The organism is Desulforhopalus sp. IMCC35007 (assembly GCF_005116575.1).
Classification (GTDB): domain Bacteria; phylum Desulfobacterota; class Desulfobulbia; order Desulfobulbales; family Desulfocapsaceae; genus Desulforhopalus_A.
This window is the reverse complement of the sequence record NZ_SWCN01000003.1, coordinates 339,152-365,596: the sequence shown is the minus strand read 5'-3', so window position 1 is coordinate 365,596 and position 26,445 is coordinate 339,152. Positions and strand designations below refer to the sequence as shown.

Genomic DNA, 26,445 nt, shown 5'->3' with positions numbered 1-26,445 from the left:
ATGATGGTTGACAGGTATCTGTCTTTGCTGGTGGGTTCTTTGCGTAGCAGCCTGCTCATTTTCACCATATTAGGGATATGTCTAGCTCCCGGTCTTCTCCTTGCATCTGGCAATTCCACCGGGACAGTGAGGTATCGAAAGGTTCTGGAAATAGCAGGATCGATGCATCTGCCAACTGATGTGGCACTTGACGCCGATGGTAGAATGTATGTCCTTGATGGGACGGCAGATCTGGTGAGGGTTTTTGATGGTCTTGGTACACCTCTTTTCACCCTTGGGGGGCAGGGGATTTTAGATCAACCGCTTGGTATTGATGTCAGTGATGCCGGTGAGGTGTTGGTCGCCGATTCCGGTAGCCATCGGGTGGCTATCTTTCCCCCTGGGGAGAGAGTTCCTGGCTATATTGATATCCCCGCGGCCACCGAGGGAAAGGTGGCTGATCCGACCGACCTCCATTATGGTCCGGATAACAAGACCGTCATCACTGTTGACAACGATAATCACAGGATGATAGCCGTTGGCAGAAGGGGGGGGCTAATCTGGTCGCATGGTGGGATGGGACGCAATCCTGGGGAGTTTCGTTTCCCCTTTATGATGGATATGGACCGCGCTGGTAATATCTATGTGGTCGAGGTCATTAATACCCGAGTGCAGGTCCTTAATCCGGATGGAACGTTCAAACAGTTTATCGGAGAATGGGGCATTGAGCCGGGCCAATTTTTTCGCCCCAAAGGGATAGCTGTCAATGACCTGGGGGAGGTCTTTGTCTCTGACAGCTATCTGGGTGTTGTACAGATCTTTGATCAAAGGGGCAATTTTCTTGGAGTAGTGGCGGATGAGGATGGGAAACTGTTTAAATTTACCACCCCCATGGGAATGGCTGCGTCCGAGGATAGATTGCTGGTTGTTGAAATGTACACCAATCGTCTTCTTGTAATGGAGCGACAGAGGTAGCGTGACCATGCGCGGAACTCTTTCAATAATCATATTTTTATTTCTGCATCTATTGTTGTTATGGCCGGGATTGCTTTCGGCCGCTGGTAACTTGACCCAGAATTCTTCCAGGGAATGCGCAATCTGCCACTTCCGCTGGATGGATCAGTTTGTTGCAGGACACGGTACACCTCTTACGCCGCTGGAGACAAAGGATGTCGCCGGAGAAGAGATGATGTGCCTGAGTTGCCATGACGGTTCAACTGAGGATTCGCGTAGACAAATTTGGATGCATGACCGGCATCTTACAGATATGGTTCCTTCGAAAAAAGTCAAAATCCCAAAAGTTTTCCCCCTTTCCGAGGAAGGAAAGATGGTTTGCGCCACCTGCCATTCAGCACACTCGGTGCCGACTGACACCAGTATTGAGCGCACCATTTTCTTGCGGGTTTCCAGCCATGATTCTCAGATGTGCGAGATGTGTCATACCGGCCAGGGGGCGAAGAACTTTCAAAATCATCCCGTCAAGATGGGTAAAAATCCCTTGCCGGAGGAGATCTTTGCAGCCGGTGGGGTACCGTCTGACACTAACGTCAATCAATTAATCTGCGAAAGCTGTCATACAGCACATGGCGGTTTGGATAAGAAAAACCTGATTTTTGCCGTAAGTGATTCTACTCTTTGTTCGGTCTGCCATCCCAAAAAGGTCGATGATACTTCTTTGTCTGTATCAGCGCAGAAGAACCACCCACTGGGTGTTGCGATAAAAGATACACTTCCTGAAGGGGAGAAGATATTTACCGGCCCCGGTAAAACCATTCAGTGTATAAGCTGTCATCAGGTTCATCAGCTTGAAATTCCGGCGGAATCAGATAATACTGCAACTAGAGCGGTCAATAAAATCCTGCGCTTTGCCGCCAGTGATTCCAGCCTCTGCATTGTCTGTCATGCTGACAAGGAGTACAAGGGTTTTGCTGCGGGTAAGCAGAATCATCCGCTCTATAAAAAATATGCCCCTAAAACCGTAGGTGACAGGCTCCTCTTTGCCGGAGAGGGGCAGAGCCTGCAATGTCTTACTTGTCATCAGATTCATGAGCACAGGCCCGGTAGTAAATCTCTGGTTGCAGGCAAGGGACCGCTCTGTGCGGCATGTCATCCGGAAAAGCAGCAGGTGGCAGGATCGGATCATGATTTAACCATTACTGCACCGACCATAGAGAACCGGGCAGGGCAATCGGTAAACCAGTCAGGGGTGTGCGGACCATGTCATATTCCGCACAAAGGTGATGGCAAATATCTTTGGGCCAGGCAGAATAAACAAAGCGGGAAATCATTATCCAGCTATTGTCTGGACTGTCACGGTAAAGATGGCCCGGCTAAGAAAAAAATGGTGGGTGTGAACACCCACCCGGTGAGTGTAGCGGTGGAAGGTTTGCCGTCATTGCCACTGTTTGAATCAGTACAAGGAACCGACTCTATGGAATGCAGCACCTGCCACGACCCCCATCTGTGGAGTTCGACTCACAAAGTTAAGGGGCAGGGCAAAAACATAGAAGGCGATGCCACAAACAGTTTTTTACGCAAATCATCCGGCCGAGATAGTGACCTTTGTAAAAGCTGTCACAGTGCCAAGTATCATCTTGAAGGAACGGATCATGATCTTAGAGTTACTGCGCCCAAAGAAACAAATATCAACAACATGACGGTTGCGCAGTCGGGACTTTGCGGTGGTTGCCATGTGGTACATAATGCAACCGGGCAGTTTCTCTGGGGTCACCCAGCTGGGACAGAAGTCTCTTCACCGTCTGATCTCTGTCGCAGCTGCCATGGAAAAAAGCAGATAGCCGCTGAAAAACAGGTTGGTGCCTATTCCCACCCAGTGGAGGTGGCGGTGGATGTGGAGTTGGGTAAAACGGTATTACCGCTGAATAGAAAAGAAGACGGACAAGCGGTCATAGAATGCCACACCTGTCACGACCCCCACCAGTGGAATTCCCAGATAGAAGGCAAGGGCAGAGGTATCAACGAAGAGGGAAATGAAGACAGCAGTTTTCTTCGCATCGCCAATCGTGAAAAACCTCTTTTGTGTAAACAGTGCCATGAAGAGCAGACATATATTGCAGGGTCGGACCATGATATGCGAGTAACCGCACCAACGTCCGTAAACGTAAAAAATCAATTGCCAGAAGATGGATCTGTCTGCTCACCATGCCACGCAATCCATAATAGTACAACCGAGAGAGCCTTGTGGAACGCGCCACTAACCCAGCAAGGCCAAGATTTTATGGAAAAAGCCTGTTACGGTTGCCACCAGGAAAAGAGGGCAGGTAAAGAAAAAGTTGTTACCTCGGGCTCCCATCCGACACAGTTGTATTTTGGTTATAAAAAATCCTACAAGGGGATTCTCAGCACCGTCAGAATTCAGCCGGAACCCATCCCCTTATACAGTAGAGCCGGTATCAGGGCAGACACAGGGGAAATATCATGCCCCACCTGCCACGATCCACATATCTGGTCTGGTAGGGAGAAAAAGACCGGCCCTGGAACTAATAGCGAGGGAACGCTTGTGGACAGTTTTCTGAGAAAAGGTGCAAGGAGTGAGCTCTGTTATGTCTGTCATGGCAAAAAAACACTTATGCTCTACAGGTTCTACCATCAACGCGCTGAAAAAAAAGGCATCCTGCACGACCATCTGCTTAACAGAGAACCATGATTCTTAGGTCTCTCTTTTGTTAGCTGGCGGCCGAATTTATAAGGAACGCCAATGAGGAAAAAATATGGGGTGTTGCCGCAGGAACAAGATTATTTTTGCAGGATTTACCCTTGTCTTTTTGATAGGGCCGACAACTGCATCAGGCGCCTTAAAACCTGAGACGCCGATTGCTGCTGTCGAGGTCCTGGCTCCTTGCCATGACTGCCATCAGGACTATTACACCAAAGCCCATTATGAGGGTATAAACCCGTTTTTGGACCCTCTTGTAGGAAAGTGGCCTGGTTCAGCTGACAAGGATCAGCATGATGTCAGGCCAACCTGCCTGGATTGTCATACCCCCCATGACAGTAGCCCTGGCAAAGGGAACGAAAAATACCTGCTGACTCAGCAGTACCTGCAGCTTGCCGCACTTTCGAGAAGCATCAATCCCCATTGGCGTGATGTCATGTGCATTTCCTGCCACAAGCAGGCAACACCAACTAGAGAAAACCCAGCCCTCCTCTATGATGGCGACATTAACACCATCTGCAATCGCTGCCACCACTCTGCTTTTGCCATGCCAGAAATGCACCCGGTAGGGATTACACCGTCTAAAAACACCCATGTTCCTGCTGAGATGCCCTTAAGGGAGGGCAGGTTGACCTGTGAAACGTGCCATAAATCCTCCCTGCAGGAAAACGCACTCAATAAAGTTTCCGTCGGCAGACAAAACCCTTATTTCCTCAGAAAAAGTGAGCTTAGTCGAGATGAGTTTTGTTTTGTCTGCCATGTTTTTGAGTCTTATCGGCGTCTCAATCCGCACAAACAGCTCGATGACCAGGGAAAAATAATAGAGGGATCCTGCCTTTTCTGTCATGCCTACCGACCAGATGTTTCTCTCTTTGGCCCGAAAAACGTCTCCTTCATTGTAGTAGATCCCAATGTCTATTGTGTCGGATGCCATCCGGGATTTGAGCAAAAACATCCGGCCGGTGGTTCGCATCTGGTAAAACCTTCTGAAGTTATATTGCAAGCTCTCAGCACCTCAGTTGAAAGAATTGGGGTGGAGTTGCCTCTCTACAATGGTCTCATAGGCTGCTCAACCTGCCATAACCCCCATGAGGAAGGGGTTATTAAAATTTCGGCTGCAGCTCAGGGTGGGCAACGCAAGAATAAGTTACGGCTTATGCCCGGCATCATTCAATGTACCGGGTGTCACTGGGACAAGTAAGCGTCAGAAGGACATGCAGTAGCCTTCATACTTCTGTGAGACGGACCCGAGGCTTATCCGAAGGATAACTGCTGATATGGTTACATTTATAGTGTCGATGACTCAGCAAACATAGATATGTTCATGCACGGTCAACTGACCGCGCTCAGGTATGCGTAGACTTCGGGTGGCTTGCCAATGAATGTTTACAGATATTTTACAGGGAGTTGGAACCCTAAAAAAAGGGAAATCCCTCTTTTTTATTCTTGAGTAAAGTGTTTATCCTATAAGAAAACCGTGTATGTTTCGATGTTTGCAGAAAAGGAACACATTGTTGTTTCCACTGCAAAAAAAAGAGCAAGGTTCTCCGGTAAAAAAGGGGGAGTCAAATGAAGAAGATAATAATCGCTTTATTTGTATTGATGGGCGGGTTTGGCATCTGTTCAATAGCTTCCGGCGCAATTTCAGGTTCGGCTCATGATTTTAGTCATGCAGCCTGGAGTAGGGGGCAAATCTGTCTGCCCTGTCATGCTCCACATAACAATAGCGATGTAGATGACGCCCCTTTGTGGAACCATACGGTTTCAGATGCCGTATACGAGTTGTATGCCAGTCCCACTTTTACCGCCGACGATATCACCCAACCCGGAGGTGTATCGAAGCTCTGTCTTTCCTGCCATGATGGGACCATTGCCATTGACGCCTTTGGCGGTAGCGGTGATACAGCTGGTGAAGGGAGTCGTTTTATCGGAGAAGGTAGAAATGTCGGGACTGACCTGAGCAACGACCATCCTGTCTCCTTTACCTATGACACCGCCCTTGTCACCGAGGATGGGGGGCTTTTCGACCCGATAACGACCCCCTCGGGTGTGACGGGCAGCACTGGTTCAATTGATGCTGACATGCTCTTTGCCGGCAGGATGGAGTGCGCGTCATGCCATGATGTCCATAATAAATATGACAATTTTCGTCTGCTCAAAGTAGACAACAGCGGTTCAGCGCTCTGTCTTACCTGTCACGACAAGTAAGTGTTCTGGACCAGCTGCGCTGAGGTCTGAATGGAGTGGGGGAGACGGGAGTATTGTATCTGGTTGTCCTCACTCTCTCTTATAATGCGGTCACTTTAAGGTATTTCTTAAAAAAATGTCCAGGATTGTGCACTTTTATTATCTTTCTAAAGGACGGAGGATTCTATTTTTGCTGCTGTCCTTTTTTTGTCTTCTCCTCATTGGAGGTTGTGCTGGTGACAAACAGGTGGCAAGGGAAATCGTTTTTTATCCTGAACCGCCAGAGCGGCCGAGGTTGCAGTTTCTCACCACCATTTCTTCGGAAAGAAATCTCGAGAGCAAAAGCAGTGCTTTTCAGCAGTTTTTACTTGGACCAAATCTCGCAGCCGATGTCATAGGGCGACCTTATGACGTCGGTTCTTCTCCAGGAAAAATTTATCTTGTTGACCGGGAGCACGATAAAATACTCATCGTCGATTTGATCAATCAGAACTTTTCCGGGTTGCACGACAGCAGACGTGGCGCTTTTCGTGCACCTTCAGGGATTTGGGTTACCGGGGATGATGTTAAATATATTGCAGATATGGGACGAAAGCAGGTGGTCGTTTATGGTAGTGGCAATGAGTTTTTACGGGCCTATGGTAATGAAAAACTCCTTGAAAAACCTGTTGATGTCGCAGTCCATGGAGAAAGAGTTTATGTCTGCGACATGGGAAGGCATCAGGTTATTGTGTTCGATAAAAACAGCGGTACACCGGTTAAGTATATAGGCATGATCGGCGCGGGTGAAGGGCAACTTTATAGGCCTACTTATATCACGGTCGATGTCCAGGGTAATCTTTTTGTTAATGACACCTTTAATTTTAGGATTCAGCAATTTGATAGTGAAGGAAAATTTATTCAAACAATCGGTTTTCATGGAGATCAACATGGTGCCATGGCCAGACCCAAGGGCCTAGACATTGACCGGGAAGGGCATCTCTATATAGCAGATGCCGCCTTTGAACATGTGCAGATTTTTAACGATGAAGGCCGATTGCTCCTCTTTTTCGGCGGTCCGGGTATTGGTCCCGGTAATATGTATCTCCCTGCGGGGGTACATATTGATTATGACAATGTTGAGTTTTTTACTTCCTATGCCGATAAAGAATTCAAGGTGAAATATCTCCTCTATGTCTGCAATATGAGTGGACCTAACAAGCTCAACGTTTATGGCTATGGGGACTGGCTCGGTGATTGAGAGCAGTTCAGAAATATGATTGTGTTCAAAATGATTAACAAGACACTATACGATGGCCAAGGCAACTGCCCACATAGTGATGTTTCTTTTATTGACTGCGACGCTTTCGGCCTGCGAGCCGCAGGCCAGACACCGGATGCTGACCTTCTTTTTCACCGGTGTTCCTCCACTTGCGGAAACAGATTCGAGCCAAACGACAAGCGACCAGCCACTCCCACCTGCAACGATCAGAGCGACAGTGAGTGATTCAACTGACAAACTGTTTTCCCACCCCGTCTGGCATGCAGGGGTCTGCGATCCATGCCACCGAACTACTGGCACTTTCAGTGTCCCAGGTGTTGGTAAAAGATCAGCAGTTTTCAAACAAGGAGGCGGGAGACCCGCTGATTTGATCCTTGCTAAAAACAAGATTTGCACCCAATGTCATTCTGATAAAACTCCCCAGCGGGCCCTGAGTGAAAACCTGTGGTTGCACAATACCACGGCAAAGGGCGACTGCCTTGTCTGTCACGACCCGCATCAGAGCAATAACCCCAAAACCTTGAGGCTGCCATCGGGCGCACTCTGTGTTTCACCTTGCCATGAACAGGGAAAATTTATGATGACCCCCAGTCATCAAACAGGACAAGAATGTCTTTCCTGTCATAACCCACATATGGGTATCAATAAAAATCTTCTAACCAAGGAATACAAGGAGCTGAAAATAGTGGTGGCTGCAGTTCCCGGGCACCCGGAACTGAGCAGGGAGTAACTTTTGTATTGAATACTTTAGGTGAAATTATCATTAGGCAAGCCCTTGGACTCCTGCTGTTCTTTTTTTTATGTCCACCCATAGTCCAGGCAGAGGAAAATGGGGCATCTCCGATGAATTGGCTTGTCCAGCCATTGGAAGAAGGTGGAGACCCGGTTGAGAGATTTTTTTTCTTAGAACGACCAGCGGTTGGAGCAAAGCTGACCTATGAATTTAATAATGAGTCACGAACGAGCAGCGGTACCACGGCTGATGATAGTTATTACAGGTATAAAGAGCAGCTAAGATTTAAAACAGAAGGCTGGCTGTATCATCCGGCGCTTATGCAATTTTCCCTGATGTTTGAACCGGAATGGAGCCAGGGGAGCGAGGAAAGCAGTTCGGGAGAGAGTGCAGATATCAATACCTTTTCTCCGGATTATAGTCTTTGGGCAACTTTTTTGGAGCAAAAACCCTATACTATGAACATTTTTTCTAGCAAGCGGGAAATACCTATCTGGGCTCCATTTGCAGGCAACTCTGAATCCACTGTTGATACCTATGGTGCTACTCTTTCGTTAAAAAATGATTTCCTACCCACCACAATTGGCTACTCGCATATTGAAACCGATCAGACGGGTTTTTACACCTCGCAAAACAGCTATGACAACTTTACTCTGGCCGCAAGGAATCAAGGCAAGAGAAGCAATACCACCCTGAATGGTACCTACAGGGACGACGAGAGAACTACTGAGGGATTGATGAGGCAGATACAATCATTAAATACCAGTTTATTAAATACCTACCGTCTTAACAGGGATAACAAAGCCACCTTGCGTTCGCTTGTCAATTACCGAAATCAGGACAGCGATGATTTCGATACTGAAAATATCCGTTTAAAAGAACACCTGAATTGGTGGCATCGGAAAAATCTGCAGTCAAACTATATTGTCAGCCATGATCGGCAGGAGACGAGCGGTTTCAATTCCGATCAGAGCTTGCTTGAGGGGCGACTGACGCATTTACTCTATGAAAATCTGACTACCGATGTTGGCGGAAGGGCCTCTCAAGACAGGTATGCTGACGGCAGGGAAAATTCTTACGAAGCTTTTCTCGACTTTGCCTACCGTCGTCCCCTGTCCTGGAGTACCTTCAACCTTAACAGTGGTTGGAATTATGTCTACACCGATCGTGGCGGCTTTACCGACGCTGTCGTTCAGGTAACCAATGAATTGCAGACTCTTGGTACAGGAGAGGAAAGCTTCCTCGAAAACTATAATGCCGATATTAATTCCATTATTGTCACCGATCGTTTGGGTACCATCGTCTACCTGGAAAATATCGACTACGCGGTTGAGGAAATAAGTGATTTTATACGAATTCGTCTGCTCCCCTTTGGGTCGATAAGAGACGGTGAGACCGTTGCGATCAGTTACCGCTATTTTCAGGATGGGGAATATGACGATACCGTCCTCACTCAGCACTACGGCATTAATTTTGATCTCTGGAAAACATGGTGGCTTTCCTACGATTATGTACGATCCAGCCAGGATGTTTCTTCGGGGCAGACATCTCAAGGACTCGTTGATGACACCCTCCATCGAGCCCGGGTACACTATGATATCGGTTGGTCGGACAGTAGCCTGAGTTATGAGGATTCTGACCGTCAATCAGATTTAAGTTATACTCGCTGGGAAGTAGAGGAGACCTTACGATTTAGACCCCATTGGCGGTTCTATTTTAGTCTGAGGGGGTATCTGGGCCAGACCGATTACTCCAACCGTGACGAGGTGAGGGACTTTTATGGTGGTATAACGGCGCTTGACTGGATGCTGACTAAACGATGTAAGCTACGTTTTGAAGGTTATTACGATGCTACCAACGGAGACAGAGAAGAAACGATCAACAGCGGTATTAAAGCCGATCTTGAGTTTCGGTACCGAATCTGGACGATGCATTTGTCCTATCAAGTAACGGATCAAGACAATAGGCTGAATGATTTTCAGCGAGTCGAACAGTTGGTTCGCTTTGACCTTATCCGTATTTTATGGTGATTATAGCCACTCTTTTGTTTGTGACGGTGGTACAATGATTAAAAAATATTTTTCCCTGAAAAGCAGCCTACCGTTCCTGATCTTCTTGATTGGCTTTGGCTTATTTTGCTGTACCGGTTGCACCCCCTCGGTCCGGCAGCTTCCTCCACCTCCGGTTGAGTTGGTCTGGCCCAGCGGAGAGGAGATACCGAGGATTCTCTATCTTGGCAGTATCGAAAGGCCTGAAGATATCAACCTTGGTCCCAACCTGTTCCAGCGGTTCTGGGGCTATCTTATTGGTAAAAATGACGTTCGCCTGGTTGCGCCATTTGGCCTCACTGTTGATGCTGCCGGCAGGATCTATGTTGTTGATACCTTTAGTCGAAAAATACATCTCTTTGATGTGGTCGCCGGGAAATTTCAGGTTTTCCCCGAGGGTGATGTGGCCCTGAGTTCACCCATTGATATTGCAGTTGATGAAAATAGTGGCAAGATCTATGTGGCTGACTCAAAAGACGGTATTGTCAAGGTCTACGACACTCCAGATGACAAAGCACCTCTTACAATCGGTGAGGGGTTGCTTCAACGTCCCACAGGCCTTGCCATCAACAGGATAACAGAGGAACTGCTTGTGGTCGACACCAAGCAGTTTTCTGTTTTTTGCTTTGATCTTAAAACCCACCAACTGAAGAGACGGTTCGGCGAAGCAGGTGTGCAGCAAGGGATGTTTAATCACCCAACCAATGTTTCGGTAACCAGGGACGGAACAATACTCATCACTGATGCACTTAATTTTAGAATTCAAATATTTTCAGCCTCAGGTCTCTTTCAGGGGACATTTGGCAGCGTTGGGGACAGCCCCGGACATTTTGCCCGGCCCCGGGGTCTTGCCAGCGATAGCGATGGCAATATCTATGTGGTGGACGCCCTCTTTGATAATATTCAAATCTTTGATAAGAGGGGCCGCCTGCTGATGGCTTTTGGTTCCACAGGGCAGAGGTATGGGCAGTTTTGGCTTCCGGCTGGTATCTCTATAGATAGAGATGACAAAATCTATGTGGCCGATTCTTACAATAAACGTATCCAGATCTTCCAGTATCTTAAACAGGATGATTCGTTGCCATGAACAGAACACACAATTTTGTCTTGACCGCAGCACTTCTTCTTGGGATGCTTGTCCATGGTGTACTCCTCTTTGACTCAAGCGCTACTGCCGATGCGGCCTCCATCCTTACCAGTAAACATAATCTGTCGACCAGCGGGATCGGAGGGGTAAAAGCTGCCACGGAGAGCAGGGTGTGCATCTTCTGCCACACACCCCATAATGCCAGACGTGACACCCCCTTTTTGTGGAATCGTTCGGACCGGACGACAAACTATATCCCCTATACAAGTTCCACCATGTTTGCCCAAGTCGGCCAACCCACCGGTGCCTCAAAACTCTGCCTGAGCTGCCACGATGGGACCATCGCCCTGGGAGCGGTTCTTTCTCAACCCGAAGAGATAGCCTTCATTGGTGGTATCCGATTTCTCCCACCGAATAGGACATCTTATCTTGGAACTGATTTGTCCGATGATCACCCGGTCTCCTTTGACTATGCCGCTAGTATCAACCAGGGTAACATCGAACTTGTGAGTGGTTCAGCATTGCCAAAAGAGATTCAACTCGACGGGAGTGGACAGCTGCAGTGCACGGCATGCCATGATCCCCATGATGACAGCTGGGGCAATTTTCTTGTGATTTCCAATCAATATTCCCAGCTCTGCACCAGTTGCCATAACAAAGGTGGCTGGGCAAACAGCAGCCATGCCCTTTCTCCTGCCCGTTGGAATAGTTTAGGGGTAGATCCCTGGGAAGGCAGCGACTATGCCACCGTCGCTGAGAACGGCTGCGAAAACTGTCACCGGCCCCATAGCGCAGGCAATCATCAGCGGCTATTGCAGCGGGAGTATGAAGAAGATAATTGTCTTGTCTGCCATAACGGCAATGTGGCCGGGTCAAACCTTGAGGAAGAGTTGACCAAGCCCTATCTTCATCCGGTTCACCTGTACAGAGGTGTACATGATGCTGCCGAGAGTTTCACCCTTGGAGGGGTGGCGAACCATGTTGAGTGTGAAGATTGTCACAATCCCCACCAAGTGGCAAATGGTTCTTCCACTGCCCCGTCGGTTTTCCCAAAAAACAGAGGGGTTTTGGGTATCGACCTTGGGGGGCAGCAAATTGAAGAGGCCCAAAATCTCTATGAAATCTGTTTCAAGTGTCATGCTGACAACAATGTGCTCACTGTGCCATCTATCACTCGTCAGCTCGATCAATTGAATACAAGGCTCGAATTTAGCAGCGGCAATCCTTCGTCTCATCCTGTAACTGCAGCAGGGGGAGGCTCCCCTGTGCCGAGCCTGCTTGCGCCTTATACCGGCAGCAGCATAATCTACTGCACAGATTGCCATGGGTCTGACAACCCCACTGGGCCCCAGGGGCCCCATGGCTCTTTCCACGAGCATCTTCTCGTGGAAAGGTATGAGACAAGCGACATGACCAGTGAAAGTTCCGGTGCATATGCCCTCTGTTATAAATGTCATGACCGAGATGTTATCCTTTCGGGAAGGAGTAATTTTTCTTTACATAAAAAACATGTCCAGATGGAAAACACACCCTGTGCGGTCTGTCATGATCCCCATGGTATCAGTGCAATCCAGGGAGACCTCTTAAGTCACAACAATTTAATCAATTTTGATGTGACCGTCGTCTTACCCAACAGCGCAGGTGAGCTTTATTATACGGATGAAGGCCGAGGAATGAGTAGTTGTGCACTGCTCTGTCATGATAAAGATCATAGTGCTAACGGGTTTGGTATAGGAGGGAATTAGTGCATTCTCTGTAAATCTCAATGGAGGGTTAAAGGGCGTGCCATCAATCGGGCTACCCAACTCAAAACAGCAGGAAGGAGGGGAGATGGATATTAAAAAGAAAAAGAAAAAAACAGCTCGATTGTCAACTGGGCTTAAGGTGTGTCTACTGCTTTCTCTTGGTTTTTTCTTTACCCTTGAGGCCTGCGCAAAAGAAACTGCTGATAAAAATGCTATATCCGGCAAAAGTGCACCCGACAAGGTCGCAATGAAGGCCGGGCAATCATGCATGAGTGCAAATTGCCATCCGTCCATGGGAAAGGATAAATATGTCCACGGCCCTGTTGCAACAGGTGACTGCGCCTTTTGTCATAAGCAAAGTCAAAAAGACCAGCATCAGTTTCAGGCCATAAAAGATGTTGAAGCCCTCTGTTACGAATGCCATGAAAAATTAGAAATAGGCTCTTTTGTGCATCAGCCGGTGGCAGATGGCGAGTGTACCGGTTGTCACGATCCCCACCAGTCCGCCCATCAGTTTCAACTTAAAGGTGCGGACTCAGATCTCTGTTATGAATGCCACGATAAAGCTATCGGTAACAGTAATTTTGTCCATGGGCCTGTTGCCGCTGAAGGATGCAGCGTTTGTCATGCACCTCATTCCTCGGATGCACCGAAGATGTTGATGGCCGAAGGCAACGATGTCTGTTATTCCTGCCACTCCGATAAGCAGGAGGAGTTTGCCGCCAAAGACTTTATCCACGCAGCGCTTGAAGAGGGTTGTGTCACCTGCCACAGCCCTCACGGCAGTGATTTCCAATTTAGCCTGCCGGGAGAGAGTACCAAGGGGGTTTGCTTTACCTGTCATACTGAAAAAAAAGAAGAAATTTCAGGGGTCACGGTGAAACATGGCGGTCTTGAAACCGACAAAGGCTGTATGGCCTGTCATAATCCTCACGTCTCTTCTTTCTCGCAACAGCTTGACCAGGCACCGATGGACCTCTGTCTCTCCTGCCATGATAGAGAGTACAGCGACCCAGATGGGAAATCTGTTGCTGACATAAAAACGCTGCTTACTAAAAATACTATCCATCACGGACCGATTAGAGATAAAGATTGCTCCGCCTGTCATAACACCCATGGTTCCAAAAATTTTCGGATATTGCGGGGCTATTTCCCTCAGAAGTTTTATGCCTCATACAACCCAGATAACTTTGAACTCTGTTTCATGTGTCACAATGATACGCTGGTTAAAGATCCCAAAACCACAACATTGACGGGGTTTCGCAACGGCGATCAAAACCTCCATTTCATCCATGTCAATAAAACACCGAAAGGGAGAACCTGCAGGGCCTGCCATGATGCCCACGCCACAATGAATCCCAAACATGTGCGAAACTCTGTGCCTTTTGGGGCTTATCAACTGCCGATTGGCTTTACCAAGACCGAATCCGGCGGTGGATGCCTGCCAGGCTGCCACCAGGAATTCAAATACGACCAAAAAAAAATGGTGAAAAACAGATGAAACGTATACTGGTCCTGCTACTCATATTTATTTTTTTTGTGCCTTGGGCAGGCTGGCTGTCAGCTCAATCTGGGGATGCTAAGGAATTGCTCTGCGAAAAAGGCGCATCGGCACTGGCCTATGCGGGAAAAGTGGATGAGGCGCTAGCCGCCATCAGGCAGTGTATAAAAAAGAGCCCATCACGTGCTAAGGCGCATATTGTTCTAGGTTATCTCCTTCTTGACAATGGCGATTTGCAGCAGGCGATGGCTTCCTTTGAAAAGGCCCTGGAGTTGCAGCCGATGTCAAGTACTGCTAAAACTGGCAAGGGCATCGTTTTGGCACGAACCGGAGCGTATGCAGCCGCCGAATCAATCCTGCAAGAGGCTTTAAAGCTGAATCCTGATCCAGCCCGAACCTATTATGAGCTTGGACTTCTCTATCAACAAGGTGGTGATGCGAAAAAGGCTCTTACCGCTTTTAAAGAGGGTATTGCCTCCTATGAACAAAATGCAAGGTAGGTGATCGTGAAAACAAGAATACAGTTCTTTTCGCTCAAACATAAGAGTGGCTTGATTGTTTTGATAGTAACTGTTGCCCTGCTGCAGAGTACAATTTCTACCCCGTCCTTGAAATCTTTTGGGGTGGGCATGGAGGTCCCGGAGTTTTCACTTAGTGACCTTAATGGCAATAAACAAAGTCTGTCAAAACTTAAAGGGGATAGGTTGACCATCCTGCTTTTCTGGGCATCCTGGAGCAAAAATTCGGACAAAGCCTTGCTGCAGATGGAAAAACTACATCAAAAGTATAAGGATCGTGGGGTTGCCGTGATCGGCATAAATGTGGAAAGACAGAAAATAGATGGTGCAGCCATGAAGGCTATTAAAGGTGTTGCAGACAGCCTGCAGCTGACTTTTCCGACTCTGGTCGACCATGGTCTTGTCGCCTTTCATGATTATGGCGTCATCGCTGTCCCAACGACGATTATTGTCGATAAAGACAGCCAGATCAGGTTCGAGATGTCTGGCTTGCCGGTGGTTGGTGTCAAAGAGATGCTACATGTTCTTACAGCTGATATCGAGGGCAAAACAGTGCCGATCGAGGTAGCGGCTAAAATGGGCCCTCAACCTGACAAGAAGGCAGTCCGCTTTTGGAATATGGGGGTTAATGCCCAAAAATCTAAACGTATGGCTCACACAGCCGAGAAGTGGTATAAAAAGGCCATTGAGGCAGATCCTGCATTTGTTTTTCCCTATCTCAGTCTTGGAAATTTTTACCAAGATGCGGGAGACCGTGAAGGGGCGATAAAACAATTCCAGCAGGCTATCGCACTGAAAGGGGATAACGTGCAGGCGCTCAGTAATTTGGCTCTCCTGTTGATAGAAGATGGTTCCTATTCAGCGGCGAGGGATATGCTGGAAAAGGTCCTGAAAGTAGATGAGGCATATACACCCGGCTATTATTATCTTGCCTACCTTACCGGTAAAGAGGGTGATTTACCTAAAGCAGAAGGACTCTTCAGACAGGCGGAAGAGATTAACCCCTTAGATTACCGGATTAATGTTTACCGGGGTAAGATGTTTGAGGAACAAGATAAGCTGGAACTGGCGGCAACAAGTTATAAAAACGGTCTTCAACAACTTCTGCAGCTACAATGAAACTGGGAAAGTTACTCTATACGGTATTGTTGATATCGCTTTTCCACGCGCTTGACGTTCGGGCAGAGAATTCTTTTGTGGTTGAATGGCCACCTGATACGACCTTTGTTGAAAACGAGGTCATCAGCATAGTCCTTAAGGTGGATAGAAAGAAGCTTGACATGATACGGGTAGGTTCCGACAAAAACGACTCGCTGCTGTTCTCGCTTGGTTCCGGCGACAGGGCGTGTTTTGGTATCACCTTGACCAAAGGGTTGAACAGTATCGAACTTTTCGGTCTGAAAAAGGGGACTGTAGTTGAACGGAAAAATTTACGAGTTTTCTTCCGGTCCGCACTCTTTCCAAAATTCAGAGAAGCCCCGGCAGGTTTTGTGCGATATTTTTTTCATGCCGGCGATAATGAAACTCGCTGCGCAGGCTGCCATGTCATGGAGCCTTCGCTCAGCAGCTTGAGACCCGGTAAACCGGAAAAATCTCCCTGTTTCACATGTCACGCTAGGAAATGCGTGAATAGTTTTGTCCACAAGCCGGCGGCACAATGGATGTGCTTTACCTGTCATGAAGTGCTTGAGGCGGAGCGGAAATATACCACGCCAAAACCGGACCAAAAGGTCTGTGCACCCTGTCATAGTTATCAATTAAATGACTGGAAAAGTAAAAAGATCATGCACGGGCCTACAGCTGTCGGAAATTGTACCCTCTGCCACAACCCACACGGCTCGGACCTTCCTGACCTTCTCAGGATGCAGACCACCGACCTTTGCGTTAATTGTCATCAGGAGAAGGCCTCAGGGGCCCATGTCATTGCGGGTTTTTACGGCAAGGGACACCCGGTGCGCGGGGTTAAGCATCCATTTAAAGCCGACCGGGAATTCACCTGTGCCGGTTGTCATAATCCCCACGCGGGAGATACGCAAAATCTACTCAACCACGATATCAGTGATATGACGGACTATTGCACCCTCTGTCACAAAATGTAACTGTGAAATACGATGTCATCCTGTCTCATATCTCTCCCCACCCCCTGAATTGCTACTCACTTTCTTTCACGTAACAAAATCGAGGGAGGTGCTTGAGATTAGCAATAAGAATCTCAATATAATCGACCTTCCCGTTAAGATTATATTACGACTGTTTATGCGAAATTCTGCCCAGCCCAAATCCTAATAGAATATTAGCAATCTGAGAGTTGACATTATCCATGACTCACAATCAATTGAACTTTAAAGTTAAGGTTTACGTGAGCAGTTAACCCGTGATCATGTGGAAGAGATTGCTCGAAAAGGAGCATTTTGGGACTTTGGAATTTTCAGATGTGCCACCAAAGTTCTAGCTGTAAATGAAGCAAGTTAAAATATCGATAATTCCAGAGCACCAATTAAATCAATTACACTATTTTTTGCGCTAAAATAAACAATATTAATTTCAAATATTTCGCAAAAAAAATGATGTCCGAGACATAATGTTTGTAAGTTCGGATGTGATGTAAGAGCAACCTGCCATCATTGCCAACGTGAATTAGAGTTAAAGTAAAGCACTTCTACCCCAGAGCCAAAAACAAGGAGGCAGGTCATGAAAAAGAATATCATAAAATACGTATGAATTTGTCTACAGCCTCAAGCGTATCCATTTTGAAGAACAAAAACTGTTTAAGTTTACAGAATTTCTTAGATTAAATGATTGATATTGCCAAAACTAGCCTCTGTCATCATATACCAAGTGCCCCTGCAAGCTCATCACGGCTAATCTCATATCACGGAGTGTACCTTTATCGTTAGGATCTTGAGACAGCAGAAAATTGGAGCTACTGTATTAGTCTCAACAAGATGCCCAAGACAGTTCTCACAAGACATATTCGGCCAATCCTAACCAGCACTCATGATTACTTCTTCTCCTGGATCAATTGCAGCCAGCATTGTAAAGAATATGCCCGGCTTCAACCCTGGGGCAATAACTACTTGTTCAAACTGGGGGCAGTATCCCCGAGTCTTCTCAATCTCTTGCATAACCGCCCCCTTAGTTCTCTGATTCCAAGGGCCGGAGTGTAATGCGTCTTTTGATCTCTGATGGACAGAACACCACCGCTGAGGTAACACCCTGTCTCAGATCTACAATATATCAGGTGGTCAAAATTCGGTGATCACGGGTGGTCAATTTTAGGTTGTCATTTCTTTATACCCGGAAAACAATGGACGGATCATGGCAACCGTCCTGGCTTCTGCTGACTGAAAATTTTTTCGATGCTATATTGATACAGAATGCTAAGAGAAAGAGTGATACATGGGTATTTCCTGACCCTGAGACACTACAACCTTTCACGAGCCGTCTTCACTGGATGAAGAATCTCTGTCGACGGGCACAGATGAAGCTTTTTGGATTGCATGCCATCAGGCACTTAAGTGCAAGTATCCTTGCTAGAGAAGGGGTCGCAATGATTGATATTCAGACAATCTTGCGACATAAAAATCTTTCAATAACTGAGAGATATATTCGCAGAATTGAATCAGTACGACCGGAATTGAGACTGTTGCCAAAGGTAAAAAGTAAAAAAAACCACCTAGTAACCACCTGGCAGAATAAAAATTCAGCCAGGGAAAGTAACGTAGGTGGTTGAAATTACTTGGTGACCCCAAGGGGACTCGAACCCCTGTTGCCGGCGTGAGAGGCCCTTTTGTAGCGCACTCCCCACGTGATTTCAGCTAGTTACAGGGCACTAATTAGCATTAAAATACACTGAAAACCACCTGGAAAACCACCTGAGATTTACTCTGTAGGTAGCCTCTCGTGGACTCATTCAGACCTCAATTGATTACTTTAGAAGAAAAAATAGATTGATAGTATTCTGATTACGCAGAGTCAAAAAAGAAGGATGGATTTCAGGTAGCCGGCTAATGGTAATCTTTGAGGATGTAGATGGGCTTCGGTTGAAGACTTTGCAGCTAGTACATAATCCTTTTGTTGTATTTTTCACCAAAACCTTATCATGAAGCTCTAATCGTTGGACCTGCCTGTCTGTTCATTCTAATTGGCAGTTAAAATCTCTATCCTTTACTCCACGGTAGTGTCCTGGTATCGGTCGCAATGCCTAACTTCGCTTCTCTCGAGGTGAAAAACAAACATAAACATGAAAAATCAATAATTTAGAATGCTTCATTTGCAACTGATTTCCTGAGATTAATTTTGAATTTTTTTACGTCCCAGAATGCTCCTTTTCTGGCAAGTTTTCTAGGCTAGATCACTTATAAACTGGTCAGGAACTAAGCTAAATCCCAAAATTTCATTCTAAACTTAAGCTTTCCAACAATCACACACCTTTTTGCCGCAGTCGCTGAAGATGGTTTGGAGCCTGCTCCTGAATCTGACTTGAAAGGCCTGTCCATTCAAACAACAGCGTCACCCCCATCCTAGACAGGACCTTTTCGAACCACGACAAAAGTACCACAATGTGTGTTATTTTAGTTGACTCTAACTTATCTATAATTTAGGATCACCGAAATTATTATGCGACCCCAAAGAACAGCTCTTGGAGGTCATAGTCAAATTTCGCAAAATCCATTTTAAGGAGTACAGAATGTTGTCCAGACTACTTGCTGTTATGATGCTACTTTGCATAGGCCTTCCAAATTACACCTCTGCAGGTGAAGAGGAAATAGTTGTCTATTCAGCTCGTAATGAGCATCTCATACAGCCAATTTTTGAGGCTTATACGAAAAAAACAGGCGTTAAGGTGAAGTACATAACCGGTGATGCCGGTGCATTGCTGGAACGTCTCAAGGCGGAGGGTACCAACACTCCCGCTGACATGTTTATAACCGTCGATGCAGGAAACCTCTGGCAGGCTGCACGAGCCGGCGTCTTGCAGCCTGTAAGCTCAGAGTTACTCGAGTCGAACGTCCCCGCTAACCTGCAGGACCCTGAAAACATGTGGTTTGGCCTTTCAGTTCGCGCCCGTACTATCGTCTATAACACCACCTCAAATGCTGCCGGGAAACTTACAACCTACGAAGACCTGGCCAATGAAAACTGGAAAAAACGACTAATTCTCCGCACCTCAAAGAAAGTCTATAACCAGTCACTTGTTGCCTCCCTCATAGCCGAACATGGCCCTGAGAAGGCAGAGCAGATTGTTACTGGCTGGGTGGCTAATCTCGCAGCAGATCCGTTCAGCAACGATACCAAGGCCCTTGAAGCCGTTGCTGCAGGAATCGGTGATGTTACCGTCGTGAACACCTACTATTTTGGTCGCCTGATGAAGGAGAAGCCTGAATTGCCATTGGCCATTTTCTGGCCGAACCAGAGTACCAATGGCGTACATATGAATGTCAGCGGTGCAGGTGTAACCAGTCATGCCAAGCATAAAGAAGCTGCAATAAAGCTGCTCGAGTGGCTTTCCGGTGAGGAAGCACAAGGTCAATTTGCTGGATTGAACATGGAATATCCTGTGAATAAGACAGTGAGTCCTGACCCGGTTGTTGCTGAATGGGGAACCTTTACCGGCAACCCGATGAATGTCGCAAAGTATGGTGAATTACAAGGTGAAGCTATCATGCTGATGGATCGTGCGGGATACAAATAATCCATCTCTCATGCAAAGGTACTTCAATACATTATCAATCCGGCCGGATGGTTGGCAGCTGTCTGCTGTCATCCTGGCTGGACTGGTAGCGGTCCCTATCGGGGTAATATTTGCCTCACTTTTTCAGCCTGAACAGGAAATCTGGAATCATCTGGCTGAAACTGTACTCACAACGTTGCTGCTCAATACCTTTTGGTTGAGCAGCGGCGTTTTGTTATGTACCGCATGCCTTGGGGTATCTCTTGGCTGGTTAACTGGAGCTTGCTCATTTCCCGGACGTTCTTTTTTTTCATGGGCACTCACCCTGCCAATGGCCGTACCAGCCTATGTAATGGCCTTCATCTTCATAGGAGTGATGGATTTTGCAGGGCCTGTACAGACCGCCATGCGCACCCTGCCAGGTTTTGAGCGGACCATAATCGAGGTACGATCTACTCCGTTTGTCATATTGTGTATCAGTCTCACCCTGTATCCATATGTGTATCTTCTCAGCCGATCCGCGTTTCTCAGCCAGGGACGAGTACTTATAGAAGCTGCACGTACTCTTGGTATGGCACCCTGGGCAGCTTTCTGGAAGGTTGCTTTGCCGATGGCCAGACCATGGATAGCAAGTGGTCTTGCTCTTGTCTTAATGGAGACCCTTGCTGATTTTGGTGCAGTTTCCATTTTCAATTACGATACGTTCACCACTGCAATCTATAAAGCCTGGTTTGGGTTCTTTTCTCTACAGGCTGCGGCTCAACTCTCTTCAGTTCTTGTTGTTTTCGCAATGGTGCTTGTACTCATCGACACGATGTATCGCTCGAGAATGCGATATTTTTCAAGTGCCAGAAGCAGCAGTGTTCATAATAGAATTACCCTGCACGGCGGGAAAGCTTTGGCAGCGACATGCTATTGTTCTATTGTTGTTCTCGTTGCATTTGTACTTCCGGTGATACAGCTTGGACTCTGGGTTATTAAGGCCAATGGTGCGGGAGACCTTCCTAACTACATGACTCAAACCGGGCGCACGCTCTTGCTTGGAGCTGGCGCCGCTCTCCTCACCTGTTCTGCTGCTATACTTCTTAGCTACACGAAGAGAAGATCACCGGGAACACTGAACCTTATGCTTTGTAAAATTTCCATTCTTGGTTATGCGCTGCCCGGGACGGTGCTGGCTGTGGGAATATTTCTGCCCATCGCCTGGTTTGACAACCACTTGCAAACTCTGCTGCAAAGCATATTCAATATGCAAACCGGGCCATTATTACAGGGAACTGTCATCGTGATGCTTATGGCCTATATGGTGCGCTTTATGGCTGCTGGTTTTGGCGCTGTGGACAGTGCTATGCAAAGCATCAGCCCAAGCCTGGATGAAGCTGCAGGTCTCATGGGAGTTAAGGGGAGAAAACTTATACTCTCCATTCATCTCCCATTGTTACGAAAAGGTCTGTTAACCGCCCTTATTCTGTTGATGGTTGATGTGGTGAAAGAAATGCCGATCACCCTCATGACGCGCCCTTTTGGCTGGGACACCCTGGCTATTAAAATTTATGAATTGACCAGTGAAGGTGAGTGGGAAAGAGCTGCGCTGCCAGGATTGTACCTGGTGATGGCATCAATTATCCCGGTGGTTCTCCTCGTACGGCAATCTGAGAAATAATTATGCAAGAAACAGTACCACTTCTGCAAGTCGAGCAGGTATGCAAGTCATTCGGGTCGAATCAAGTCGCCAATGAAATAAGTTTTTCAATGGCCAAGGGAGAAATCGGTTGCCTCCTGGGACCAAGCGGTTGTGGTAAAACCACACTGCTCCGCGTGATTGCCGGGTTTGAAGCAATCGATAGAGGGCAAGTGCAAATTGGTGGCAAGATTGTCTCGACCCCTAACCTAAGTGTTCCACCCGAGAAACGATCCATAGGTATGGTTTTTCAGGATTACGCACTTTTTCCACACCTTACAGCTATCCAGAATATTGAATTCGGTATCCGTAGTAAAGCGCAACAGATACGTAAAGAGAAGGTTCTGACAATGTTGGAGCTTGTGGGTATGGCTGAGGCCGCAACTAAATATCCCCATGAACTCTCGGGCGGTCAGCAACAACGGGTGGCGCTTGCACGGGCCCTGGCACCAGAACCAGAGCTACTCCTGCTCGATGAACCATTCTCCAATCTCGATGCATTGTTACGTGACAGACTCACGGTTGAAGTCCGGGATATCCTCAAAGAGCTAGGTACAACGGCGCTGATGGTAACCCATAACCAGCATGAGGCCTTTTCAGTGGCGGATAAGATAGGGGTGCTGTTCTACGGCACAATGCAGCAGTGGGGGAATGCCTATGACGTCTATCATCGACCGGCAAGCCTTGAGGTTGCAACGTTTGTCGGCGACGGGGCACTGGTAACAGGTAAAGTCACAGGACCTGGCCAGGTGGAAAGCGGCCTGGGGCTGCTGAAAGGTAATCTTTCACTGCCATGTGAATCTGGCTGCGAGGTTGATCTGCTCATTCGCCCTGAAGATGTCCTGCATGCAGAGGATGCTCAAGTACAGGCGAAGGTAGTCCACAAATCATTTCGCGGCCCGAATATTCTCTACCAACTCGAATTATCTTCCGGAGAGCATTGCCGGGCTCTTGTGTCCAGCCATCATAACCACAGCATCGGTGAGTACATCGGAATTGTTCCGGAAGTAGACAATCTTGTAGTTTTTCCACGTAAACAACAGGTATCACCTTAAGTACAGGTGGTGGCTGCATATGGCTTACGCCTGAGCATCATCTTGAGGTCGTCAACAACGGAAGCCAATTCTTGCTTTAAATTTCAGAAAAGATAGCAGAAGATAGAGGCACAGCGCAATCCAGGGCTGGGTGTAAGCACAGCATTGCGGGGTGTGCCGAGGTAAGACTTAATTTTGAGGTTTTGCTTGAGCCATTTAAAGAATAGTTCGATCTGCCAGCGCTCTTTGTAGAGTGCGGCAATTTCCCTGACACTATAAAACATATCAACCCTTTATTTATCTGTTATTCCGTAACTATTTATGGGGCAGCAATGTTTTATTAATCCGTACGTCAATCAGCGGACATTCAGCCAATGACTTGACGTGTTTATATTTATATACATTATTCCTTTTTCGTAGGGCAACCAATGTCTGGCAATCACCTTACGGATTAATACCATGCAAAATTCAATTAGTTCCTAGATTGATTTTCTTGTAATAAGGCAATAGATGTTGTATCAGAATGCTTTATTCTCTCTGGAAAACATGTGGGAATTGTTGTTACATAAGTTTTTTCTATCACCATCCATACGGCTAATTTGGCAATAAAACAAGCACTTATGTGCTTGGTCGAGTGATGAGAGGTTTAAATATTTTCAAATCCTCAAATAAATATGAATAAAACTCGAGCGACTCACTTACTGCTGTTTACAGCTATTATTGCCTTTATAACCGTACAGTGGTCAGCTACACATATCCATCTGGCAAGTCCTCATAGCCATGAACAGGATAATCATCAACATCCAGTTGAAGTTCATTCTCATCGATCGATAGATACTAGTTCGATTGCCGAAGATGTTGCACAGCAGAGACATTCTTCGATTGCGATAGAGTTTGGCCAAGAATACCGTTTTTCCAAGAACGGAAAACCAAAGAAGCCATTCTTGGCAGTAATTGGCACTGGTTTTAAACTGCAGAACTCTCCACTTATTACTTGCACAACTCGTACTTTTCTCAATGCCAGCTTGCGTGATTTTAATCGCTCAACGATTAATCCTCGTGCACCCCCCTATATTTCCTGAGATTTTATTTTTCTAAAGCTGAATTAGTAGCTGTAGTACTTTTGAAGCCAACCTCTAAATATCGTGCGTAGAGTATAAGTCAGAAAAACTTTATTCTCGCATTGATATCTAATGGTTACGGCATCTTTGCGAGTTGTATAGATCAAAAGTACTAAATTTACTTCTCAGTTAGTCTAGTCGTCTTGAGTACTGTGGCGAGTACCCTTGTCTCAAGTTAAATAATACTGAGGTTTCTATGTTATCTATTTTTAAAAAAGCCCCCTTGCTCATTGCAATATTTGCGGTGTTTATAGCAAGCCAGGCATTCGGACATGGGATGTCTGAAGAAGAAAAACAAATCATTATTGAAGGTGGTAATCTGCGCTATATATTGATTGGCGCGACTCACATGTTATCTGGGTATGACCATTTGCTTTTTGTCTTTGGGATCATATTTTTTCTTACCCGATTCAAAGATATTGTTAAATACATCTCCGCCTTCACTATTGGACACAGTATCACTCTTATTTTTGCAACTTTTAATGCAATTCAGGTTAATTATTTTTTAATTGATGCTGTTATCGCGTTGAGCGTTTGCTATATAGCCTTTCATAATCTTGAAGGGTTTAAAAAATATTTAAATATCAAGTCTCCTAATATGCTGGCTATGATATTTAGTTTAGGTTTAATCCACGGCCTTGGTCTTTCTACTCGTTTACAGCAACTTCCGTTGAGTGAGGACCAGTTGCTAATGAATATCATCTCTTTTAATATCGGCATCGAGATCGGACAAATCGCAGCACTGGCTCTAATGCTACTTCTTGTCGCCGCCTTTCGTAAAAGAGAAGCCTTTCCAACCTTCAGTAAGATAGTAAACAATTCATTAATTCTGGCTGGGGGGCTTCTCTTTTTTATGCAGATGCATGGTTATGAGCATACTGCAAACGCTGAAGAGTTGACTGCCAACGTACAACCGGTTGAACAAGTAGAGCTGGCTGAGACAGCACCACAAGTAGACTGGAAAGACACAATCAGTATTATCATACCAGCCAGAGGTGAGAAAGAATACAAGCTGCAGCTTCAAAAAGGAGCAAAATTTCAATATGCTTGGAGCACAAACAAGGGCGATCTGTTTTTTGATTTTCACGGCGAGCCGAAAGGCGATACGACTGGTTCTTTTAAGAGCTTCATAAAAAGCACGGATAGTAAATTTAACGGCTCTTTAACAACAGTCTTTGACGGTACTCATGGCTGGTATTGGAAGAATAACAATTCTTTCCCTGTCGCTGTAACTTTAAATGTGAGTGGCGATTATCAGCGTCTTGACTTGGAGGTGGTTGCTCAAACAACGATCCCAAAACAAGAGAAAAAGGTAACTGAGCATCCCACACTATAAATCAAAATATGCTTGAAAAAACGACGAGTAATTTACCTGTATTTTCGTTTTAGTATGATCCTCAGTAAAGAAAATTGCATGGAAAATGAAAATATTTTGAATATCGTCACAAACCATTACATTAAAATTCAAATCTATTTGGAGAACGTTATGAAATACTCAACAATCGCACTTTTATTCTCAATGCTGTTTTTTGTCACCCCGGCTCTTGCTGGATCGGGTCATTCGCATGGTCCCTCCAAGGAGCAACCACCGGTTTCCAGTGAGGTCGCTGCTAGTCGAGCTTTGGAAGTCGTAAAAGCGTTGGCAACTGATGGAAAAATCGAGGCAACTTGGGTCGGCTTAAAAGAGAACAAGGTCGAGCAGAAGATATTCAACGAACGTCCGGAATGGGTTGTTTCCTACAAAAACAAAGAGATTAGTGATGTTGCAAAACAAACACTATATATATTCTTTACTTTGAGCGGGGAATACATCGCGGCCAATTATTCTGGATCCTGATGCTATTTTCAATATAACAGATAGAATTTATGTCTAAACTGAGAACTATCTAAAAATCCCCCCTGTCGATAAAATGACAGGGGGGATATTATTGATGTTTTATATTATTATCTGATTACCCCTATAGCTCAGCTTGAAAACAACTGCAAGCAGTAACGCCTTGACATTAAGATGTATTGCCAAATATCTTAGATATTCCGGCTTTTGGACATATTTTCATCAAAAAGCTTTGCTTATAAAGAGGTAGCGATTAATGAAGAACAATCTCTCAAAAATTTGGTGAGTTTCAGGGGTAATCAGATAACCTTAATAAGGTTGTTACTCAAGATAGGAGCCGCTCTGAAAACGATATCAAACCATCCC

The 26,445-nt window shown here is 46.3% G+C and carries 21 protein-coding genes and 1 pseudogene; 20 read left to right on the top strand and 2 right to left on the bottom strand.

All coding sequences use genetic code 11. From position 1 onward, the window contains the following. The 13 genes from FCL48_RS05080 to FCL48_RS05020 all read left to right on the top strand — a co-directional run bounded on the left by FCL48_RS05080 (position 1) and on the right by FCL48_RS05020 (position 16,834). On the top strand, positions 1 to 954 hold the full coding sequence (locus tag FCL48_RS05080; RefSeq protein ID WP_240744750.1) for a hypothetical protein: 954 nt from the start codon (positions 1 to 3) through the stop codon (positions 952 to 954). Between the two features lie 7 nt (positions 955 to 961). Then, entirely contained in the window at positions 962 to 3,646 is a 2,685-nt protein-coding gene (locus tag FCL48_RS05075; RefSeq protein WP_136871157.1) for a cytochrome c3 family protein, read from the top strand. Positions 3,647 to 3,710: 64 nt separating this feature from the next. Beyond that, on the top strand, positions 3,711 to 4,856 hold the full coding sequence (locus FCL48_RS05070) for a cytochrome c3 family protein (protein ID WP_136871156.1): 1,146 nt from the start codon (positions 3,711 to 3,713) through the stop codon (positions 4,854 to 4,856). Between the two features lie 368 nt (positions 4,857 to 5,224). After that, positions 5,225 to 5,863, top strand: a complete 639-nt coding sequence (locus FCL48_RS05065; protein ID WP_136871155.1) for a cytochrome c3 family protein — start codon at positions 5,225 to 5,227, stop codon at positions 5,861 to 5,863. Positions 5,864 to 6,089: 226 nt separating this feature from the next. Further along, a complete protein-coding gene (locus FCL48_RS05060) occupies positions 6,090 to 7,082 on the top strand; it encodes a 6-bladed beta-propeller (RefSeq protein WP_169309090.1) in 993 nt (330 codons plus the stop codon). A 52-nt stretch (positions 7,083 to 7,134) separates the two neighbouring features. Continuing rightward, positions 7,135 to 7,833 carry a cytochrome c3 family protein gene (locus tag FCL48_RS05055; protein ID WP_136871153.1) on the top strand — a complete coding sequence of 233 codons (699 nt, stop codon included), beginning with the start codon at positions 7,135 to 7,137 and terminating at the stop codon, positions 7,831 to 7,833. A gap of 113 nt (positions 7,834 to 7,946) precedes the next feature. Beyond that, on the top strand, positions 7,947 to 9,866 hold the full coding sequence (locus FCL48_RS05050; RefSeq protein WP_136871152.1) for a hypothetical protein: 1,920 nt from the start codon (positions 7,947 to 7,949) through the stop codon (positions 9,864 to 9,866). A gap of 34 nt (positions 9,867 to 9,900) precedes the next feature. Beyond that, positions 9,901 to 10,971: a 6-bladed beta-propeller gene (locus FCL48_RS05045; protein WP_169309089.1), complete on the top strand. Its 1,071-nt coding sequence runs from the start codon at positions 9,901 to 9,903 to the stop codon at positions 10,969 to 10,971. Next, positions 10,968 to 12,716, top strand: a complete 1,749-nt coding sequence (locus tag FCL48_RS05040) for a cytochrome c3 family protein (protein WP_136871151.1) — start codon at positions 10,968 to 10,970, stop codon at positions 12,714 to 12,716. Before FCL48_RS05045 ends, FCL48_RS05040 begins: the two co-directional genes overlap by 4 nt. A gap of 85 nt (positions 12,717 to 12,801) precedes the next feature. Further along, a complete protein-coding gene (locus tag FCL48_RS05035; protein WP_136871150.1) occupies positions 12,802 to 14,217 on the top strand; it encodes a cytochrome c3 family protein in 1,416 nt (471 codons plus the stop codon). Then, positions 14,214 to 14,717 (top strand): tetratricopeptide repeat protein, encoded by a 504-nt coding sequence (locus FCL48_RS05030; RefSeq protein WP_169309088.1) that lies wholly within the window; start codon positions 14,214 to 14,216, stop codon positions 14,715 to 14,717. Before FCL48_RS05035 ends, FCL48_RS05030 begins: the two co-directional genes overlap by 4 nt. A gap of 6 nt (positions 14,718 to 14,723) precedes the next feature. Continuing rightward, complete coding sequence (locus FCL48_RS05025; protein WP_136871148.1) at positions 14,724 to 15,854, top strand: redoxin domain-containing protein; 1,131 nt, start codon at positions 14,724 to 14,726, stop codon at positions 15,852 to 15,854. Further along, on the top strand, positions 15,851 to 16,834 hold the full coding sequence (locus tag FCL48_RS05020) for a cytochrome c3 family protein (protein ID WP_136871147.1): 984 nt from the start codon (positions 15,851 to 15,853) through the stop codon (positions 16,832 to 16,834). The genes FCL48_RS05025 and FCL48_RS05020 overlap by 4 nt, the downstream gene beginning before the upstream one ends. A gap of 885 nt (positions 16,835 to 17,719) precedes the next feature. Here the strand turns inward: FCL48_RS05020 and FCL48_RS24930 are convergent. Further along, the gene (locus FCL48_RS24930) at positions 17,720 to 17,860 is read right to left on the bottom strand and encodes a hypothetical protein (RefSeq protein ID WP_169309087.1); all 141 of its coding nucleotides are present in this window, start codon (positions 17,858 to 17,860) and stop codon (positions 17,720 to 17,722) included. Positions 17,861 to 18,042: 182 nt separating this feature from the next. Here FCL48_RS24930 and FCL48_RS25855 point away from each other — a divergent pair, with 182 nt between their 5' ends. From FCL48_RS25855 to FCL48_RS05000, 4 genes are all read left to right on the top strand, one after another. Then, a complete protein-coding gene (locus FCL48_RS25855) occupies positions 18,043 to 18,468 on the top strand; it encodes a tyrosine-type recombinase/integrase (RefSeq protein ID WP_136871146.1) in 426 nt (141 codons plus the stop codon). 957 nt (positions 18,469 to 19,425) lie between these two features. Then, positions 19,426 to 20,430, top strand: coding sequence for an extracellular solute-binding protein (locus tag FCL48_RS05010; RefSeq protein ID WP_205747649.1), 1,005 nt, complete (start codon positions 19,426 to 19,428; stop codon positions 20,428 to 20,430). Next, complete coding sequence (locus FCL48_RS05005) at positions 20,414 to 22,072, top strand: iron ABC transporter permease (RefSeq protein ID WP_240744745.1); 1,659 nt, start codon at positions 20,414 to 20,416, stop codon at positions 22,070 to 22,072. The genes FCL48_RS05010 and FCL48_RS05005 overlap by 17 nt, the downstream gene beginning before the upstream one ends. A 2-nt stretch (positions 22,073 to 22,074) precedes the next feature. After that, a complete protein-coding gene (locus FCL48_RS05000; RefSeq protein ID WP_136871145.1) occupies positions 22,075 to 23,145 on the top strand; it encodes an ABC transporter ATP-binding protein in 1,071 nt (356 codons plus the stop codon). A 63-nt stretch (positions 23,146 to 23,208) separates the two neighbouring features. Here FCL48_RS05000 and FCL48_RS04995 read toward each other — a convergent pair. Beyond that, positions 23,209 to 23,387, bottom strand: a pseudogene (locus FCL48_RS04995) (transposase); the annotation flags it as partial. A 411-nt stretch (positions 23,388 to 23,798) separates the two neighbouring features. Here FCL48_RS04995 and FCL48_RS04990 point away from each other — a divergent pair. From FCL48_RS04990 to FCL48_RS04980, 3 genes are all read left to right on the top strand, one after another. Further along, positions 23,799 to 24,206 (top strand): hypothetical protein, encoded by a 408-nt coding sequence (locus FCL48_RS04990; RefSeq protein ID WP_136871144.1) that lies wholly within the window; start codon positions 23,799 to 23,801, stop codon positions 24,204 to 24,206. Positions 24,207 to 24,441: 235 nt separating this feature from the next. After that, positions 24,442 to 25,581, top strand: coding sequence for a HupE/UreJ family protein (locus FCL48_RS04985; protein ID WP_136871143.1), 1,140 nt, complete (start codon positions 24,442 to 24,444; stop codon positions 25,579 to 25,581). Positions 25,582 to 25,659: 78 nt separating this feature from the next. Further along, positions 25,660 to 26,082 (top strand): DUF6488 family protein, encoded by a 423-nt coding sequence (locus FCL48_RS04980; RefSeq protein WP_205747648.1) that lies wholly within the window; start codon positions 25,660 to 25,662, stop codon positions 26,080 to 26,082. The last annotated feature ends 363 nt before the right edge of the window (positions 26,083 to 26,445 follow it).